The organism is Streptomyces endocoffeicus, assembly GCF_016741935.1.
Classification (GTDB): domain Bacteria; phylum Actinomycetota; class Actinomycetes; order Streptomycetales; family Streptomycetaceae; genus Streptomyces; species Streptomyces endocoffeicus.
Window position 1 is genome coordinate 62,103 of sequence record NZ_JAERRG010000021.1, and the last position, 17,417, is coordinate 79,519.

General features: G+C 70.0%; 19 protein-coding genes and 1 pseudogene. 8 read left to right on the forward strand and 12 right to left on the reverse strand.

The features are described from left to right. Positions 1–3: 3 nt before the first annotated feature. A complete protein-coding gene (locus tag JK364_RS37825; RefSeq protein ID WP_201855931.1) occupies positions 4–657 on the forward strand; it encodes a response regulator transcription factor in 654 nt (217 codons plus the stop codon). A 174-nt stretch (positions 658–831) separates the two neighbouring features. Then, positions 832–1,203, forward strand: a complete 372-nt coding sequence (locus tag JK364_RS37830; RefSeq protein WP_201855932.1) for a hypothetical protein — start codon at positions 832–834, stop codon at positions 1,201–1,203. 40 nt (positions 1,204–1,243) lie between these two features. On the opposite strand, the pseudogene JK364_RS37835 reads toward JK364_RS37830, so the two are convergent. The 5 genes and pseudogenes from JK364_RS37835 to JK364_RS37855 all read right to left on the reverse strand — a co-directional run. Continuing rightward, positions 1,244–1,615, reverse strand: a pseudogene (locus JK364_RS37835) (nuclear transport factor 2 family protein); the annotation flags it as partial. A gap of 110 nt (positions 1,616–1,725) precedes the next feature. Next, on the reverse strand, positions 1,726–2,181 hold the full coding sequence (locus tag JK364_RS37840) for a MaoC family dehydratase (protein ID WP_201855933.1): 456 nt from the start codon (positions 2,179–2,181) through the stop codon (positions 1,726–1,728). Continuing rightward, a complete protein-coding gene (gene menE / locus JK364_RS37845) occupies positions 2,178–3,704 on the reverse strand; it encodes an o-succinylbenzoate--CoA ligase (RefSeq protein ID WP_201855934.1) in 1,527 nt (508 codons plus the stop codon). Before menE ends, JK364_RS37840 begins: the two co-directional genes overlap by 4 nt. Positions 3,705–3,714: 10 nt before the next feature. Next, the gene (locus JK364_RS37850; protein ID WP_201855935.1) at positions 3,715–4,590 is read right to left on the reverse strand and encodes an amidohydrolase family protein; all 876 of its coding nucleotides are present in this window, start codon (positions 4,588–4,590) and stop codon (positions 3,715–3,717) included. Then, complete coding sequence (locus JK364_RS37855; protein ID WP_307841493.1) at positions 4,590–5,507, reverse strand: SDR family NAD(P)-dependent oxidoreductase; 918 nt, start codon at positions 5,505–5,507, stop codon at positions 4,590–4,592. The genes JK364_RS37850 and JK364_RS37855 overlap by 1 nt, the downstream gene beginning before the upstream one ends. Before the next feature lie 247 nt (positions 5,508–5,754). On the opposite strand from JK364_RS37855, the gene JK364_RS37860 reads away from it, so the two are divergent. Further along, positions 5,755–6,180 (forward strand): MarR family winged helix-turn-helix transcriptional regulator, encoded by a 426-nt coding sequence (locus tag JK364_RS37860; RefSeq protein ID WP_201856046.1) that lies wholly within the window; start codon positions 5,755–5,757, stop codon positions 6,178–6,180. A 95-nt stretch (positions 6,181–6,275) separates the two neighbouring features. On the opposite strand, the gene JK364_RS37865 is transcribed toward JK364_RS37860, so the two are convergent. Together JK364_RS37865 and JK364_RS37870 are read right to left on the reverse strand one after the other, a co-directional pair. Then, complete coding sequence (locus JK364_RS37865) at positions 6,276–7,400, reverse strand: sensor histidine kinase (RefSeq protein ID WP_201855936.1); 1,125 nt, start codon at positions 7,398–7,400, stop codon at positions 6,276–6,278. Next, the gene (locus JK364_RS37870) at positions 7,397–8,059 is read right to left on the reverse strand and encodes a response regulator (protein WP_201856047.1); all 663 of its coding nucleotides are present in this window, start codon (positions 8,057–8,059) and stop codon (positions 7,397–7,399) included. The genes JK364_RS37865 and JK364_RS37870 overlap by 4 nt, the downstream gene beginning before the upstream one ends. Before the next feature lie 305 nt (positions 8,060–8,364). On the opposite strand from JK364_RS37870, the gene JK364_RS37875 reads away from it, so the two are divergent. Then, positions 8,365–9,606 carry a DUF418 domain-containing protein gene (locus JK364_RS37875; protein ID WP_201855937.1) on the forward strand — a complete coding sequence of 414 codons (1,242 nt, stop codon included), beginning with the start codon at positions 8,365–8,367 and terminating at the stop codon, positions 9,604–9,606. A 132-nt stretch (positions 9,607–9,738) separates the two neighbouring features. Here JK364_RS37875 and JK364_RS37880 read toward each other — a convergent pair whose 3' ends face one another. Next, positions 9,739–10,320, reverse strand: a complete 582-nt coding sequence (locus JK364_RS37880) for a TetR/AcrR family transcriptional regulator (RefSeq protein ID WP_201855938.1) — start codon at positions 10,318–10,320, stop codon at positions 9,739–9,741. A gap of 151 nt (positions 10,321–10,471) precedes the next feature. Here JK364_RS37880 and JK364_RS37885 point away from each other — a divergent pair, with 151 nt between their 5' ends. Next, the gene (locus JK364_RS37885; protein ID WP_230993131.1) at positions 10,472–11,593 is read left to right on the forward strand and encodes an MFS transporter; all 1,122 of its coding nucleotides are present in this window, start codon (positions 10,472–10,474) and stop codon (positions 11,591–11,593) included. Between the two features lie 92 nt (positions 11,594–11,685). Here the strand turns inward: JK364_RS37885 and JK364_RS37890 are convergent, their stop codons facing one another. Both JK364_RS37890 and JK364_RS37895 read right to left on the reverse strand, forming a co-directional pair. Further along, entirely contained in the window at positions 11,686–12,096 is a 411-nt protein-coding gene (locus JK364_RS37890) for a VOC family protein (protein ID WP_201855940.1), read from the reverse strand. A gap of 96 nt (positions 12,097–12,192) precedes the next feature. Next, positions 12,193–12,585 (reverse strand): helix-turn-helix domain-containing protein, encoded by a 393-nt coding sequence (locus tag JK364_RS37895; RefSeq protein WP_201855941.1) that lies wholly within the window; start codon positions 12,583–12,585, stop codon positions 12,193–12,195. Between the two features lie 111 nt (positions 12,586–12,696). Between JK364_RS37895 and JK364_RS37900 the strand changes: the two genes are divergently transcribed. After that, positions 12,697–13,485, forward strand: coding sequence for an IclR family transcriptional regulator (locus JK364_RS37900; RefSeq protein ID WP_201855942.1), 789 nt, complete (start codon positions 12,697–12,699; stop codon positions 13,483–13,485). A 54-nt stretch (positions 13,486–13,539) separates the two neighbouring features. On the opposite strand, the gene JK364_RS37905 is transcribed toward JK364_RS37900, so the two are convergent. Next, entirely contained in the window at positions 13,540–14,049 is a 510-nt protein-coding gene (locus JK364_RS37905; protein WP_201855943.1) for a nuclear transport factor 2 family protein, read from the reverse strand. After that, positions 14,046–14,804 (reverse strand): ribonuclease activity regulator RraA, encoded by a 759-nt coding sequence (locus tag JK364_RS37910; RefSeq protein WP_307841494.1) that lies wholly within the window; start codon positions 14,802–14,804, stop codon positions 14,046–14,048. The genes JK364_RS37905 and JK364_RS37910 overlap by 4 nt, the downstream gene beginning before the upstream one ends. Positions 14,805–15,197: 393 nt before the next feature. On the opposite strand from JK364_RS37910, the gene JK364_RS37915 reads away from it, so the two are divergent. Both JK364_RS37915 and JK364_RS37920 read left to right on the forward strand, forming a co-directional pair. Further along, complete coding sequence (locus JK364_RS37915; protein WP_230993109.1) at positions 15,198–16,526, forward strand: MFS transporter; 1,329 nt, start codon at positions 15,198–15,200, stop codon at positions 16,524–16,526. A 26-nt stretch (positions 16,527–16,552) separates the two neighbouring features. Continuing rightward, entirely contained in the window at positions 16,553–17,380 is an 828-nt protein-coding gene (locus tag JK364_RS37920) for a fumarylacetoacetate hydrolase family protein (RefSeq protein WP_201855945.1), read from the forward strand. Positions 17,381–17,417 lie beyond the last annotated feature (37 nt).

The window sequence follows — 17,417 nt, forward strand, 5'->3', positions numbered from 1 at the left end:
GCCATGATCCGAGTGCTGCTGGCCGACGACGACCCCCTGGTGCGGACCGGGCTGAAGATGATGCTGCGCGGGGCGGACGGTATCGAGGTCGTGGGGGAGGCGGCGGATGGCGCCGAGGTGGCCGCCGCCGTCCGTGAACACGCGCCCGACGTGGTCCTCATGGACATCCGGATGCCGGTCATGGACGGCCTCGCGGCCACCCGCGAACTCACCCGGCGCGGTGCCCAGGCACCCCAGGTGATCGTGCTGACCACCTTCGACGAGCACGGCCTGGTGCTGGAGGCGATGCGCGCCGGTGCCGCCGGGTACCTCGTCAAACACGCCGTGCCCGAGGAAATCGTCGAGGCGGTACGGCGGGCCGCCCGCGGCGAGCCCGCGCTGTCGCCGTCCGCCGCGCGCGCCCTCATCCGGCACGCGGCGGGCGGACCGGACGACCGCGCCGAACACGCCCGGCAGCGGCTGGCGTCGCTCACCGAACGCGAGCGCGAGGTGGCCGAGGCGGTCGCCGAAGGCCTGTCCAACACCGACATCGGCACCCGCCTGCACCTTTCCCTCGGCACGGTCAAGGCCCACCTCTCCAGCGCCCTGGCCAAACTGGACCTGGACAACCGCGTCCAGCTCGCCCTCCTCACCCACGACGCCCATCCGCGACCCTGACCGTGAAGTTGGCTGTTTCTCTTCTGCCGCGGTCGCTCGCCGGTGAATCACAGCGGGAAACGTCAGTCGTGCTCAAGCCCCGCCGCTTGTATGGGAGTTGTGCCATCGAGATCAAATCACTGCTTTAATTGGGTAGCTGATCTTGAGCCCCGGCCCCTCGGAAAGGCAGCCTTGATGTCCCCGGTCCTCTACTCGTCCCGCTCCCGTTCCGAGGTCCCGTTCGAGGCTGCCGACGCCGGTGTTCTCCGCGTCATGTCCAACTCCCGCACCCCGGTGTTCTGCACCGTGCGCGCGAGTGGACGACGCCGGTACGGCTACTGGCAGCCGTACGACTCCGTCACCAAGAGGGGCGGCTGCTACGTCGCGCTGCCCACCCCCGTATGCGACAGGCTGTACTCCCAGGGGCGGATCACTCTGGGTGAGCCCCTGGTGGATCCGGCCAAGACCACATACCGCGTGTGGCCCGCTCATGGCCCGGTCGCACCGGTACGCATCCCGGCGGCGCCCCTGCCCGCGATGGCGGTGGCACAGGTGCTCGCCGCGTGATGTGTTCTCCGGTCTCCGAGTAGTCGGCGGGTGCTCCTGCTCAGGGACGCGGAGCGGTCTTCGGCCGGTCGGTTTCCGGGTCATGGGGGAAGGAGTGGTGCTCGTGTGCCACCACCCAGCGTCCCTCCTCCTTGCGCAGACCCAGCGTGAGGCGCAGCCGGACCTCAGGCCGATCGGCCAGCTCCTCCTCGGTGCCGCAGCGCAGTAGCGCGAAGGCGAAGGCGGCGTCCTCGCCCGCCGTGATCTCGAGCTCCTCGATCTCGAAGCAGGCGCCCTGTGCCTGCCAGGCGAAGAACGGCGGCCAGACCTCCTGATACGCGGCGAGGCCCCGCACGCCCTGGTACGGCGGCGGCACGTCGAACATCACGATGTCGTCGGTGTGGTCGGCCGTGACCTCGCTCAGGGCGCCTCGCCGCTGTCACGCCGGAGCGCCGGGGGAGCCATGGCTGTGCTCCTCCCCTCCGTCCTTGTACAGACCGGCGCCGGGCAGGGAACTCATCGCGGGTACCGCGACAGGTCGCATCAGACGTAGAAGCGGGACAGACTCCGCACCACCGCCGCGGGCTTCGTGCCGCCTTCCACCTCGATCGTGCCGTCGACGGTGATCTGGACGCCGCCGGGCACGTCCTCGACCGAGGTGAGCCGGGCCGCGAGCCGTATGCGGGATCCGGCCTTCACCGGTGCGGGGAAGCGCACCTTGTCCAGGCCGTAGTTCACCTTGGTGGTCACACCCCGTACGTCCAGCAGTTGGGTGACGAGCGGGATGAACAGGGACAGTGTGAGGTAGCCGTGCGCGATCGGCGCGCCGAAGGGGCCCTGGGCCGCTCGCTCCGGGTCGGTGTGGATCCACTGGTGGTCGTCGGTGGCATCGGCGAAGGTGTCGACGCGGTCCTGGGTGACCTCGATCCACTCGCTGGTGCCGAGGTCCGAGTCGGCGAGCTTCTTCAGTTCGTCCAGGCCGTTGACGGTGATGCTCATGAATCGGCTTCCTGTTCAGGGGTGGGGGTGCCGTAGCGGTCGCGCACCCGGGACTTGAGGAGCTTCCCGGAGGCGGTGCGCGGAAGTTCGTCCGCGACCACCACCGACTTGGGGATCTTGTACTTGGCGAGCCGCCCGGACAGTGATGCCAGCACCTGCTCCGGGTCGAGTCCGGTGCCCGCCGCCGGGACGACGACCGCCCGGGGCACCTCGCCCCATGTGTCGTCCGGGACACCGATCACCGCGCACTCGGCGATGCCCGGGTGGGCGAGCAGGAGGTCCTCGATCTCGGCGGGATAGACGTTCTCGCCGCCGGAGATGATCATGTCCTTGATCCGGTCGACGATGTACACATAACCGTCTTCGTCGACCCGGGCCGCGTCCCCGCTGCGGAACCAGCCGCCCGCGAACGCGGCCTCCGTCTCCTCGGGCAGACCCCAGTAGCCGGACATCACATGCGGTCCGCGCACCACCACTTCGCCGGTCTCGCCGGTGCCGACCGGGGTGAGGTCGGGCCGTACGACCCGTACGTCGCTGAAGAAGTGCGGTACGCCCGCCGAGCCCGCCTTGTCGGCGGCGTGCTCGGCGTCCAGGAAGAGGGTGCCGGGCGCGGCCTCGGTCATGCCGTAGCCCTGGAGGAAGGTGAGCCCGCGCTCCTGGTAGGTGGCGATGAGCGGTGTCGGCACGGGTGATCCGCCGCAGGTGAGGATGCGGAGCGAGGACAGATCGGCGTTCGCCCAGCGAGGATGCCGGGCCACCTGGCCGAACATCGTCGGCACTCCGAACATGAAGGTGATGCGATGCCGTTCGATCAGATCGAGGGTCGTTCCGGGGTCGAAGGCCTCCACCAGGACGCAGGTGCCGCCCTTGAGCAGCACCGGCAGGGTGATCATGTTCAGCCCGGCGGTGTGGAACAGCGGGGCGGACACCAGGGCGCGCTCGTCGGCGTACAGGTCGTGGTCGACCAGCACATTGACGGCGTTCCAGATGATGTTGGAGTGGGTGAGCATCGCGCCCTTGGGACGGCCGGTCGTCCCCGAGGTGTACATGATGAGGCAGGTGTCGTCGGGGGAGACCGGTTCGTCGATCGGCTCGGTCGGCGCCGCTGCCAGGGTCTGTTCGTACGCGTCGCCGATCTCGACGCGGATCCGTACATCGGTGCCGGCCGGCAGTCCGCCGACGAGTCCGGCGTGTGCGGCGCCGTGGATGAGGGCCTTGGCGCCGGAGTCGGCGAGCTGGTAGGCGATCTCGGGGCCGGTGAGCCGGGTGTTGAGGGGGACGAAGACGGCGCCGAGGAGGCCGGCGGCGAACAGGGTCTCCAGATAGGCGGGGTGGTTGGGGCCGAGATGGGCGATGCGGTCGCCACGCCTGATGCCCCGGGCGCGCAGGGCATGGGCGAGGCGGGTGGTGCGGGTGTGCAGGGTGCGGTAGTCGATCGACCGCTCGCCGTGGATCAGGGCCGTGCGGTGCGGGGTCTTACGGGCCCGGCGTGCGGGCCACGACCCCAGTCCCTCGTTGCGCATCCGACACCCCTTACGGTTTCGTCAGCCCGAGCAGCCGGGCCGCGTTCTCCTTGAGGATCTTCGGCTTGACCGCCTCCTTGATGGAGAGCTTGTCGAAGTCGGCCAGCCATCGGTCCGGGGTGAGCACCGGGAAGTCCGAACCGAACAGGACCTTGTCCTTCAGCAGCGTGTTGGCGTACTGCACAAGCTGCGGCGGGAAGTACTTCGGCGACCAGCCGGACAGGTCGATATGCACGCCGGGCTTGTGGGTCGCCACCGCCAGTGCCTCGTCCTGCCAGGGGAACGACGGATGCGCCAGGATGATCTTCAGATGCGGGAAGTCGGCGGCCACGTCGTCCACATGGAGCGGGTTGGAATACTTCAGCCGGATGCCGCCCCCGCCGGGCACACCGGCGCCGATGCCGGTCTGGCCGGTGTGGAAGAGAGCGATGGTGCCGGTCTCCTCGATCACCTCGTACAGGCCGTACGCCACCGAGCGGTCGTTGGGGAAGAAGCCCTGGATGCTGGGGTGGAACTTGAAGCCCTTCACGCCGTACTCCTCGACCAGCCGCCGGGCCCGCTTGACGCCCGCCTTCCCCCGGAAGGGGTCGATGGAGGCGAAGGGGATGAGGACGTCCGGGTTGGCGGCGGCGGCCTCGGCGACCTCCTCGTTCGGGACGGGCTCGGTGCCGGTGGCGGATTCGGCGTCCACCGTGAAGATGACGGCGGCCATCCGCCGCTCGCGGTAGTAGGCGGCCGTCTCCTCGAGGGTGGGCTTCCGTTTGCCCTCGACCTTGAAGTAGGCGGAGGAGGCGTCGTGCAGATCGTCGTCCAGGGAGGAGTGGCCCTTGGAGGACACCTCCGCATGGGTGTGGACGTCGATGGCGACCAGATTCCGGAGGTCCATCACGCCTCCGGGGTCTTCGGCGCGGGGATGCCCACCGTCTGCGGCTCGGCGCCGACCGATGTGGACCAGGCGTCGGCGAGGGCCTCGGAGGTCCAGCCGCCGTCGGCGTAGGCGGTCCGGATCTCCTGCGGATGCGACCAGAGCGCCACCTTGTCGCCGCCGATGCCGACGCACTGGCCGGTGATGCCGCGGGCGGCGTCGGAGGCCAGGAAGGGGACGAGGGCGGCGCAGTCCTCCGGGGTGCCGAACCCCTCGCCCTTGCGCAGGAAGTCCGGCAGCGGTTCGCCGTTCCTCAGGGCCTCGACATACGGGGCGAAGGCGGGAATGGTCTCGGTCATCGCGGTGGCGGCGACCGGCACGACCGCGTTGACGGTGATGTTGGCGCGGGACAGTTCCATGGACCAGGTGCGGGCCATGGCGGCGATCCCGGCCTTGGCGGCGGCGTAGTTGGTCTGGCCGAAGTTGCCGCGCTGCCCGGCCGGGGAGCCGACGAGGACGAGTGTGCCGCCTTCGCCCTGCTCGCGCATGCGCACGGCGGCGGCGCGGGCGCAGGTGAAGGTGGCTCGCAGATGGGTGGTGATGACCGCGTCGAAGTCCTCGTCGGTCATCTTCCAGAGCACCTTGTCGCGCAGGATGCCCGCGTTGGTGACCAGGACGTCGAGCCGGCCGAACTCCTCGACGGCACGGCTCACCAGCCGGTCGGCGGCCTCCGCGGAGCCGACCGGGACCACCTCGGCCACGGCGGTGCCACCTGCCTCGGCGATGGACGTGACGGCCTGTTCGGCCACGGCTTCGTCGATGTCGTTGACGACCACGGACGCGCCGTGGGCGGCGAGGGCGTGTGCGTAGGCGAGGCCGAGGCCCCGGCCGCTACCGGTGACGACGGCGGCCTTGCCGGTCAGATCGATGGTGGGCACGAGCGGGTCCCTTCGCATGGGTGCGCCTGTCCGGCGCGGGGTGCGGCGGCGAGATCGAAGCTAAGCGCAATAATTGGTGTCGTCAACAGTTGTTGTCCACCTCGGGTGCGTCATGCTGGACTCTGCACACGAGACCCACCCCTCCGGAGGGAGCCGAGACCGGCGCCCCGGGGCCGAGACCAGGGAGCCCGCCATCGCCCGCCGGCACACCGACACCCCGCCCCCCATCGACGCGGACGAACCGTGGATGCGGGGGCTGCACGCGGACACGGGCTATCTGCTGTACCGCCTCGGTCTGCGCTCCGGCCAGCTGTTCAACACCTTCCTCCAGGAGTCGGGGCTGCGGCTGCGGCACTACGCCGTGCTGCGCTACCTCGCCACCTGTGAGGGCGCTTTGCAGCGAGAACTGAGCGCCCGGCTCGGCTATGACCCGAGCGCGATCGTCGGCCTGGTGGACGACCTGGAGAAACTGGGCTTCGCCGAACGCCGCCCCGCCCCCGACGACCGCCGCAGCCGCATCGTCGTTCTCACCGAGGACGGGCGTGCGTTCCTCCGCGACACGGATCAGGCGGGCCGGCGGGTGACCGACGAACTGCTCACCCCGCTCGCCCCCGCCGAACGGGAGACGCTGCACACGCTCCTGGTGCGCGTCGCGGGGAACGGGCTCACCTGACGCCCCACTCGGGGGACGCCCGGCGACCACCGCCGGTCAACGCGACACCACCCGGCCCACGTTCCACCTCGGCACACGCCGCGACCGAGGTGGCGTCAGTCGGTGCGAGCGGGGATGCGGAGGTTCACTTCGTAGCCGCCGACGGCCGTGGGCCCGGACTCGAAGGTGCCGCCCAGGAGTTCGGCCCGTTCCCTGAGGCCGACCAGGCCCTGCTGGGAACCGGGAAGAGGCAGCGAGGGGCGGGTGGGTGGGGTGTTGGTGACGGTTATGCCGAAGGTGTCGCCGTCGTCGGCTCGCCAGAGCCGCACGGTCGCGGAGGCGCCCGGTGCGTGCTTTCGGACGTTGGTGAGGGCTTCCTGGACTGTGCGATAGGCGGTGCGCTGTGCGGTGGTATTGACCTCCGGTGGGAGTTCGCCGGTCAGTTCGGCCCGGATGCCGCTGGTCGTGACCAGCTTGTGCAGATCGGCGAGGGTGGGTTGAGGGGTGAGCTCGGTGGCCCGGCCCCCGGAGGCCCGCAGCAATGTGACCATGTGGCGCAATTCGTCGAGGGTGTCGACGCTGAGGGAACGGATGGTGCGGGCGCCCGCCTTGAACTCGGGGTCGGTGGCCGCTACTTGGAGGGCGCCGGCCTGTACGGCGATCAGGCTGACCTGATGGGAGACGACGTCGTGCATCTCGCGGGCGAGCTGGGCGCGTTCGCGGGCGAGGACGGCCTGGGAGTGCAGGAGGCGTTCGTGCTCGCGCGCTTCCTCGATCTCGACGAGTCGGCGGGCAAGGTCCCGGCGGGCCTGGACAAGCTGCCCCAGCAGGACGGGGGAGGCGGCGGTGGCGAGTGTGTAGAAGAAGTAGACCAGGGTCCATGCGCGGTCGTGTGCGGAGAGGTCGTCCAGCGGCCAGGGGACGGCGGAGGCGAGGGCGAACATGATGGCGCACACGATGAGCGGACGGCGGTCGCGGGAGCGCTCGGCCAGCGTGAACAGGGCGGCGAACGGGGCGAACACGATGTCCAGCATGAGGCTGGCGGGGAGGGTGAGCAGGAACACCGGGAGCGGGAAGCGCCGTCGCACGGCGAGCGCGGCGCAGGCGAGCGCGGCCAGGGCCTGTGCGACGCGGCTCGCGTCCTCCAGACTCAGCAGGACGTCCACGACGGCGACCGCGACGGCCACGGCGTCGACGACCGGATCGGGGATCCGCCCCCACCGTGCCCCGCGCGCGGTCATCGCCCGGACCCCGGGCGTCGCTGCCCTTCGCCGAGCAGTCCCGCCCGTTGCGCGAGCAGCGCCGCCTGCACTCTGCTGCCGACCCGCAGCTTGGTGAGGATCGCGCTGACGTAGTCCTTGACAGTGCTCGCGCTGAGGTGGATCCGCGTACCGATCTCGGTGTTGGACAACCCCTCCGCGATCAGCCTGAGCACCTCGCGCTCGCGCTCGGTGAGCCTGCTGAGGCGGGCGGCCTCCTCGTCGTCGACGGCCGTGGCGGCGGGGTGGCTCTGCCAGAAGGCGCGGGACGCCTTCGGTGACAGCACGACCCCGCCCGCCGCCAGAGTGCGGACGAGCTGGGCGAGTTGGTCGGGCTCGGTGTCCTTGAGCAGGAATCCGGCCGCGCCCGAACGCAGCGCGGTGAGGATGTACTCGTCGGTGTCGAAGGTCGTCAGCATCGCCACCACCGGCGGTTCCGGAAGGGCGCGCAGCTTCCGCAGCACGGTCAGCCCGTCCACGTCCGGCATCCGGATGTCGAGGAGCACGACGCCCGGGGCTGTCCGCAGTACGGTGTCGACTGCCTCCGCGCCGGCTGTGGTCGCGACGACCTCGATGTCGTCGGCCGCGCTCAGAATGAGTTTGAAACCGGAGCGCACCAGCGCCTCGTCGTCCACCACCATGACCCGGATCACGTGCGTCCCGTCTCGCCGTCCCTGCGTGTACGGCTCGGGCCGCACGTCGATGTCGATTGTCACCGTTGCGACCGTAGATCGGGACACCCGGACCGAGGAGGAACGGAGGGACATTCCCGCCAGTCGGGGGGAGGGCCCCAGCCGGATGGGGGGAGCCCGGGGCTCGTGGACGGGGTGGCGGCGACCACCGCCGTAGGGCCCCTGCCCGGCAGGGCCTTACCCGCCGGGTGGCGGGGCAGCGCCGGACTGTCGTCGGATACCCCGGGCCAGGGCTGATCTCCAGCCTGGAGAACATGACCCATAACGCACCCGATACGGCGCTCACGGCGCCGGTCAGCGCTCCGTCCGGGACCGCGGGGAACGCCCCGTCCAGGGCTCCCGGGACCGGACGTGTCCCGGTCGGTCGCCTGATCGGCGTGGACCTGGCCCGGGGCCTCGCTGTCTTCGGCATGTACGCGGCCCACATCGGCCCCGACCCGTCCCAGGGCGGTGTCACCGGGTACGTCATGGAACTGGCGCACGGCCGTGCCTCCGCGCTCTTCGCGTTGCTGGCCGGCTTCTCGGTCATGCTGATCACCGGCCGCCGTGCCCCGAAGACGGGCCGGGCGGGCCGTCAGGCGGTCGCCAAGGTGGTGATCCGCGCGCTCGTCCTGCTGGTGCTGGGCACCGCGCTCACCATGCGCGGCACACCGGTCGAGGTGATCCTCGCCTTCTACGGTCTGTACTTCCTGCTCGTCCTGCCGCTGTACCGGCTCAGCGCCGGCCTGCTGGCGATCATCGCCGCGGCCGGTGCCCTGGTGCTGCCGCAGGTGCTGTACGTCATCCAGCGCGCGCTGCCCGCGGGCGCCGCCGACGGCGTCTGGGCCTGGCCCGCGGACGCCGACGGCATCGTCTCGCTGCTGTTCACAGGCAGCTACCCGGCCCTGACCTGGATCCCCTTCGTCATCGCCGGGATGGCCGTGGCCCGCCTCGACCTGGCCGCCACCGTCGTCCGTACCCGCCTCGCGATCACCGGAGTCGGCCTCGCCGTGCTCGGTTACGGCGGCTCCTGGCTGGCCCTGCGCCTGGTCCCCGGCGCCCTGTCGAAGCTGAGCGCCGGCGGCTGGGGCGACGGGGGATCGGCCGCGTCCGCGTGGTGGTCCGACACCTGGGGTTACCCCGACGGCAGTACCCCGGCCGGGCTTCTGGTGGCGTCACCGCACAGTGAGTCGACCCTCTCGATCCTGGCCAACACCGGCGTGGCGATCGCGGTCCTGGCGGCCTGCCTCGTCGCGGTCGACGCCTTCCCGCGCTTCCACGGCTTCGCCCGCCCGGCCATCGCGGTCGGAACGATGTCCCTGACCGCGTATGTCTTCCACATCGTCGGCATCCACTTCCTCGGCATCGAGGAACTGCCCGGCTCCCCGCCGCACGTCCTTCTCGGATTCCTCGTCGCCGCTACCGTGTTCGCGACGCTCTGGTCCCGCTTTTTCCGGCGCGGGCCGCTGGAGTGGCTGCTCGGCAAGGCCACAAAGGTCGCGGAACGAGTGCGGTGAGCGGCCCGCACGACATTCCCTCGTGGGCGAGCCCGGGGCCTCGGCCTCCGAGGAGGACTGGCCCAGGCGGCCACGACGACCCCACCGCCGCGCATATGGCGGTCCGCCCCGCCCTGGCCGCGGTCTGCGAACTCAGAGCTGTTCGTCGGGGAGACCGGGCGCCGCGCTGACGACGGCGTGCACGACTCCGGCGACGAGCTGCCGGTTGAGGGGGGCGGCGTCGAAGCGGCTGTGCATGGGCCAGCCCTCGATCAGGGCGTCGAGGGCCCGCGCCACTCCGGGAGTGAAGTGCGGGGCGAGACTCTCCCGGCTGCGCGCCAGCCAGGAGCGGGTGGTCGCGGCCACCGCGGTGTTGTGGTTGGCGTAGGCGTACATCTCGAAGATGAGCGTCATGTCGCGGTCGGTGGCGTAGGCCGGCCCGCAGATCAGCTCGACCACGGCTGCCTCGGCCTCGGCCGGCGACCCGGCGCTGTGCACGGTGCGGCGGTAGAGCTGGGACATCGTGTCGGCGAGGCGGGCGAACGCCAGCGCCAGCAGATCGTCCATGCCGTCGAAGTAGTACGTCAGCGAGCCCAGAGGGACGCCGGCCCGTGAAGCGATCTTGCGATGGGTCGTCCTGTGAACGCCGCCTTCGGCGATGACGTGGAGGGCGGCATCGAGAATCCGGTCCCTGCGCCCGGGGTCGTTCGGGATCTCACGCCGTGTGCCGCTCACGCCCCCAATGTGTCACAAGGCGCCCCCATCAAGTGTGTACGATCGTACAGACTCATGTGTCCGGTCATCTACTGGAGGCATTCCCGTGACCGTCAGCCTCGGCCGACGTCGGACCGCCGTGTTCGCCCTGTTCTTCCTGCCCGGCCTGGCCATGGCGTCCTGGGTGACGCGCACCCCCGACGTGCGCGACCTGCTCGGAGCCTCCACCGGACGCATGGGCCTGATCCTGTTCGGACTCTCGGTCGGATCCATGGCCGGCATCCTGTGCTCGGGCCCGCTGGTGGTCCGCTGGGGCGCCCGGCCACTCATCGCGGCCGGAACGCTGGCGACCGCCGCGGGGGCCGGCGTCATCGGCCTGGGGGCGGCGGCGGGCGCGGACGCGGTCGTGGCCCTCGGGCTCGGACTCATCGGCCTCGGGATGGGCGGCGGCGAGGTGGCCCTCAACATCGAAGGGGCGGAGGTGGAACGGCTGCTCGGCCGTTCCACCCTCCCCGCGATGCACGGCTTCTACAGCTTTGGCACGGTGGTCGGCGCGGTCGGCGGCATGATTCTGACCGCCATCTCGTTCCCCGTCCTGTGGCATCTCGCCATCGTCACCGTCGTGGTACTGGCCGTACTGGTGCCGGTGATCCGATACGTTCCCGCCGGGGTGGGCCGACGAACCGGCAACGCCAACGGCACCCAGGCGCAGGCCTCCGCGCGCCCCGCGGTGTGGAGGGAGCCGAGACTGCTGCTCATCGGTGGCATCATCCTCGCCCTCGCCATGGCCGAGGGAACGGCGAACGACTGGCTGCCACTGGTCATGGTCGACGGCCATGGCTTCGACCCCGCGCTCGGATCGGCCGTGTACGCGGTCTTCGCGGCCTCGATGACCGTCGGCCGCTTCGTGGGCGGCCGGTTCGTCGACCGCTATGGACGCGCGGCCGCCCTGTGCGCCAGCGCGGTCATCGGCGCCGTCGGCATCGCACTCGTGATCCTTGTCGACAATCAGGCCGTCGCGGCGGCAGCCGCCGTCCTGTGGGGCATCGGCGCGTCCCTGGGCTTTCCCGTCGCGCTCTCCGCGGCCGGCGACTCCGGCGACAACTCCACCGCACGGGTCTCCCTCGCCGCCACCCTCGGCTACGTCGCCTTCCTCGTTGGACCGCCCTCGCTCGGCCATCTCGGCGAGCAGTTCGGACTCCGCAACGCACTGTCGCTGGTCCTGATACTCGTGGTGGCCGCGTCCTTCGTCACGCCTGCCGCCCGCACGGCCCACCCCGCACCCACCCCGTGAGCCGTACGGCGGCCCGTCCTCTTGGACGGACGTGGACTGCGGCAGCCCGCACCAGCGGTGAGCGCGCCCCCCGCCCGGCGCCGTGGAGCGTCTCAGGCCGCCGGTTGAGTGAAGCGGATGCGGTTGCCGAACGGGTCGCGCAGGCCGCAGTCGATTCCGTACGGGCGCTCAGTGGGTTCCTCGGTGAACTCCACGCCTTGCGCCAGCAGCGTCTCGTAGGTCTTGCGGCAGTCGGGGGTGGTCAGGATGAGCCAGCCGCCCATCACACCCTTGGTCACCAGGTCACGGACCTGCTCTGCCGTCTCCTCCGACATTGCCGGGGCGCCCGGCTTCTCCAGCAGGATCTGCCGCTCGGGGTGACCGGGCACGCTGACGGCGAGCCAGCGCATGAAGCCCAAGTTGACGTCCGCGGCGACCTCCAGGCCGAGCTTGCCGACGTAGAAGTCGAGGGCCTCGTCCTGGTCGAGGACGTAAATCTGCGAATGTGTGATGGCGTTGAACATGGGACTCACGCTACCGAGCGGGCCGGAGGAAAACTTATCCGAAACTGCTCAGTCGGCGGACGGGTGGCGCCGGGACGGTACGGATGCGGCCGACGGTCAGGAGCTCGGTCGCGTCCACGCCATCGTGAAACACGTCGGCACGCCCGTGGCCACCGCTTCCTTGCGGTAGGCGCGTGGTGACCGGCCGACGATGTCGCGGAACGTGCGGCTGAAGGTGCCCGGGCTGCCGAAGCCGACGTCGAAGCAGATGTCCGTCACGCCGCGGTCGGTCTCCCGCAGCAGGAACATCGCTCGCTCCACACGGCGGCGCTGCAGGTAGCGGTGCGGTGTTTCACCGAATGTGGCCCGGAAGGTACGCGTGAAGTGCGCCTCGGACACGTGCGCGATACGGGCCAGGGCCGGGACGTCCAGGGGGCGCGCGTAGTCGCGGTCCATCGCGTCCCGGGCCCGGAGCATGCGGCGGTTGGTCTCTTCTGCGGCGCGGCTCACGGTGTCATCACATCACGGTCCACCGACACCGACAGTTCGGTATCGCCGTCCTACGGGGGCTCTGCCAGGTAGTCTCAATGATTGATACCGAGTTTCACCTGTGGAGGCTGTATGACCTCGCCCGCCACCACCACATCCGCTCTCGGGCCGGGTTCCGGGGCCCTGGATCGCGGTCTGGCCATGCTCGATCACCTGGCCGTGGTCCGTACCTGCTCCACGCAGGATCTTGCCGCGGCGCTCGGGCTGAGCCGCAGTACCGCCTACCGGCTGGTCGACCGGCTGGTCGCGGGCGGCTGGCTCGCCGTGGAGCAGGGGAGCGGGCTGCTGCGGCTCGGTCCTTCGGCCACGCGGCTGGCCTCCGCGGCGGTGAGCTCGACGGATCTGACCGCCACGGCGATGCCGGTCATCTCCCGGCTGATGCGGGAGACCCGGGAGACGGCAAGCCTCGCGGTGCCGAACGGCGTGAACATGGTGTTCGTGCACCGTGAGCGCGGCCCGCGCCCGGTGGCGGTGACGAGCGAGCTGGGTGCGGGGCGGCCGCTGCACTGCACGTCGCTGGGGCGGGCCTATCTGGCGGCTCTCCCGCAGCAGGCGATGGAGGAGAAGCTGGGGGAGCTCGTGGCTTCGGACGACTCGCCGGTCGACGAGGACTCGCTCGGTCCGCTGAGGAAGATCCTTCAGGAGACGCGGGAGCGCGGCTGGTCGGAGGACCGGCGTGAGTTCGATGAGTCCAGTTGCTGCTGCGGGGCCGCTGTCCACGATCACACCGGTTTGCCCGTCGCGGCGATCAGCGTCGCCGGAGTGGCGGAGCGCATGGAACGGATCTTGAGTGACGTCGGTCCGCTGGTGGCCGAGGCGGCCGCCGAGATTTCAGCGGGCCTCGGCTACGTGCGGCGCTGAGCGGGGCGACGCTCTGCGCGACGTTCACGGAATTTCCTGGCCGGTGCGGTGGGGTCAGTCTTCGGTGACGTCGTATTCGGCGTCGGGATGGGGCCGCGCGACGGGTGGCTTGAGGTGGAAGCCGTTGGCGGCGTAGTCGTAGCCCTCCAAGGTCACCTCGGACCGCCCGTCGGGTGCCGACGCGTAGAAGGCGCGGATCTCGGTGATCAAGCCCGTCCCGGGGTCGAAGCGGTACCACTCGTCACCCCGGAGGTAACCGCCGGACCTGGTCTTCCAGTGGGTCCACTCGATGACGGCCTGGAGCGTCTCGGGCTCGGCGATGAGGCGTTCGACGGACCAGGCGGAGCCGATGGTGAGGGTGAGCCGGCGCCAGTTCTCGCCGATCGTGGTGTTGCCGATCCACGGTCCCGCCAGGCCGGGCGGGAAGTAGTGGACGGCGTCGGGGGTGAACTGGGCGGCCATCTTGGCCACATCGGCCTCATTGCAGCCGTCGAAGTAGGTGCGGATCGTGGTCTCCATCCGGGCGCGCTTCATGGCGTGGGGGAGATCGGCGAAGGAGCTCATACACGGGCCTCCGGGTTCTGTCGTTCCTGGTGGGCGGACTTCCACGCTTCGTATGCCCGCAGCGTCCCGGCGCTGGGCGGGTAGGTGCCCCACAGCGGCTCCCCGTCCCGCACCCGCTGGTGCAGCCATGCCTCCAGCCGCTCCTGTTCGACGGAGGGCTGGGCTATCTCGGCGGCGAGGGCCCGGGGCACGACGATGACCCCGTCGCGGTCGCCCACGAGGATGTCTCCGGGGTAGACCGCGACATCCGCGCAGGCGATGGGCGCGTTGAGGTCGGCCACGTGGAAGGCGGCCGGCCTGGTGGTGGCCGTGATGGCACGTGCGTAGGCCGGAAAGCCGAGTGCGGCGATCGCGGCGCCGTCCCGGAACGCCCCGTCGGTGACGAAGCCGGCCGCTCCGCGCTTCATGGCCCGGGTCAGGAGCATGTCGCCGGCCGACGCCGCCGATGTGTCGTTGCGGCTGTCGACGACGAGCACCTGGCGGGGCCCGACGCTCTCGACCGCCTCCCACTGAAGGACGTTTCCGGTCCGGTAGGGGTCGCCCATCGGGTCGATGTCCTCGCGGGAGGGGATGAAGCGCATGGTGAACGCCTCTCCCACGAACCCGCGGAAGCCATCGCCGACGGGGGAGAGCCCCACGAGGAACGGCTGCCGGATCCCGCGCTTGTACAGCTGGGTCGCGAGGGTGGCGGTGCTCACCCGGCCGAGTTGCTCGAAGACGGCGCCGTCCAGGGGCACCGAGGCGTCTGGGGACACCTGATCGTCCTTTCTGACCTCCGTGGCACATCCCCCCGTCTGACGGGAGTGGCCATGGCGTCGCGACTGGTGTGCCGGAACGCTAACACCGCACCTCGCTGAAATCCCAGTGGGAGAAACAGATTCTCAATGGCTGGGAAGTGGGAGGCGTGGGCTCCGTTGTTCCGAGTCCTTGACACCCCTCCAGGGCGACCCTACGTTGTGCTTCCTACTGGTCGGCACGTCATCCCATTCATTGGGACTGTCCTCTTCCTGAGGCATCGACCAGATCCTGTCAATGTCGACGGAAGAAACGGCCGCACCATGACATCCCATCCCGGAGGCGCCGATTCCGGCAGCGCCGCGCCACCATCCGCAAAAGCGACACCGCTCTCCGGAGCCGTCGCCAAGATAATGCGCCGAGTCACCCCGCTGTTCGCCGTCATGATGATGTGCAATCAGCTCAATCGTTCCAATATCGGCTATGCCGAATCACATCTCGAAGCCGACCTCGGAATAGGCGCCACGGCCTACGGCCTCGGCGCTGGGCTCTTCTTCATCGCCTACTTCCTCTTCGAAGTCCCGAGCAATGCGCTGATGAAGCGGTTCGGCCCCAAGATATGGCTGTCCAGGATCTGTGTGAGCTGGGGCGTCGTCTCGGCCTGCATGCTGTTCGCCCAGGGCCCCATCAGCTTCTACGTACTGCGGTTCCTCCTCGGCGTGGCCGAAGCCGGCTTCGTACCCGCCGTCCTGTACTACCTGGCGAGGTGGCTGCCCAACGATTACCGGGGCAGGGCCAACGCGCGGTACGCCGTCGGCGCGCTCGTCGCGTTCTCCGTCTCGGGCCCCCTGTCGGGCCCGCTGCTGCGGATGGACGGCACCTTCGGGCTCCGGGGCTGGCAGTGGATGTTCCTGGTCGAGGGCGTCATGTCGGTCGCCATCGGCGTCGTCGCCTTCTTCCGCCTCGACTCCCGGATCGAGGACGCGCGCTGGCTCACCGCCGACGAGAAGCGCGAGCTCACGGCGGCCATCGAGGCGGAGGACGCGGAGCATCCGAACCCGGACGGCGATGACCGCCGGTCCATGTGGGCCGTACTGCGCGACCCCAAGATCCTGCTGTTCGTCTTCGTCTACTTCTCGGTCCAGATGTCAATCTACGCCAACACCTTCTGGCTGCCGTCGATCGTCCGGGACATCAAGGGCACCAACGACATCACCGTGGGCCTGCTCTCCTCCGTGCCCTGGCTCTTCGCCATGGTCGCGATGTTCCTGCTCGCCCGGATCGGGGACCGTACCAACCGGCGCAAGCCACTGCTCATCGGGGCCCTCGTCGCCGCGGCCGCCGGGTCCTACCTCGCCGCCGTGACCTCCCCCTGGCTCGCCCTGGCGATGCTCACGGTCGCCGCCATGGGCTTCAAGAGCATCAGCCCGATCTTCTGGCCCATCGTCCAGCGCACGGTCCATCCGATGGTGATCGGCGTCGCCATCGCCATCATCAACTCGATAGCGAATCTGGGCGGTTTCGTCGCGCCTTACGGGTTCGGGATCGTCAAAGACCGGACGGGCAGTACGCAATGGGGACTCATCGGTCTGGCCGTCTTCTCTCTCATCGCCGCGCTGGCCTCCTGTCTCATCCGGGAAAACGATGACCGCGACTCGGGCCTGTCCCGGAAAAGGGAATCCGGAAAGGCCGCGCCCGGCCGGTATCCGGCGGCCGGCGAGATATCCGCCAAGACGATCTGAACCATTGGTCCGGGAGGGCCCCAGCCATGCGACTGAGCACCATCGTCCACAACGGCAGCCGCACACTCATCACGGCCGAAGGGCCCGGCGCCCCATGGCAGCTCGTCCCCGGCCACCTCCGTCTGGAGGACGCCATAGCCGGCGCACCCATCCCCGAAGGCGGCGAACCGGTCCCCGAGGGCGAGGCCGTACCCGCACTGCCCCACCGGCCGGGCACGATCTTCGGCATCGGCCTCAACTACCGCGACACCATCGCCGAGATGGGATGGCCGCGTCCCGATGTCCCGTATCTGTTCACCAAGCTCTCCTCCAGCGCCATCGGCACCGGTGAGCCCATCCTCCTCGACCCCGCGGTCACCCGCCGCGTCGACTGGGAGACCGAACTCGCCGTCGTCATCGGCTCCGAGGCCCGCGACATCCCCGAGGAGCGGGCGCTCGACGCCGTCTTCGGCTACACCGTCGCCAACGATGTGTCGGCCCGCGACCTCCAGGCCGACGACGGTCAGTGGGTACGCGGCAAGGGACTCGACACCTTCTGCCCGCTCGGGCCCGTCGTCGTCACGGCGGACGAGATCAAGGACCCGCAGCGGCTCGCGGTGCGGACGTGGGTCAACGGGGAGAAGGTGCAGGACGGCACTACCGCCGACATGCTTTTCGGCGTCCGCTCGCTCATCGCCTACCTCAGCCGCTTCTTCACGCTGCGCCCCGGAGACGTGATCCTCACCGGAACACCCTCGGGATGCGGCGACTTCATGGATCCGCCACGCGCACTGCGGCCCGGGGACGTCGTGGAGTCGGAGGTCGCGGGCATCGGCCGGCTCGTCAACCCGGTGCGCGCACGACGCCATCCGTAACCGCCGTTCACCACCCACCCTCACTCGCTCGCGTTTC